Origin of the sequence: Micromonospora sp. C31 (assembly GCF_018070575.1) — a bacterium.
Lineage (GTDB): Bacteria > Actinomycetota > Actinomycetes > Mycobacteriales > Micromonosporaceae > Micromonospora.
In genome coordinates, this window is sequence record NZ_JAGPXN010000079.1 from 1 (window position 1) to 391 (window position 391).

Consider the following 391-nt stretch of genomic DNA (forward strand, 5'->3'; position numbering starts at 1 on the left):
ACGAGGCCGAGCGGCTCTGGCGGGACCGGGGCGTGCGCACTCGCCGGCTGACGGTGAGCCACGCGTTCCACAGTCCGTTGATGGAGCCGATGCTCGACGAGTTCCGTGCGGTGCTGGACGGGCTGACGTTCGCCGCGCCGTTGGTGCCGGTGGTGTCGAACGTGACCGGTGCGCTGGCCGGTGAGGAGATCCGCACGCCGGAGTACTGGGTGCGGCACGTCCGCGAGGCCGTGCGGTACGCCGACGGGGTCACCGCCCTGCGTACCGCCGGGGTGGACACGTTCCTGGAGATCGGCCCGCAGAGCGTGCTGACCGCGATGGCCGGCGACGTGCTGCCCGCCGACGACGCCGTGCTGGCCGTGGCGGTGCAGCGCCGGGACCGGCCGGAGGC

Annotated in this window: 1 protein-coding gene; it reads left to right on the plus strand. The window is 73.9% G+C overall.

Annotation, left to right across the window (positions count from 1 at the left end; genetic code table 11):
* A partial coding sequence (locus KBX06_RS27530) for an acyltransferase domain-containing protein (RefSeq protein ID WP_210839981.1) occupies positions 1 to 391 on the plus strand: 391 nt, incomplete at both ends.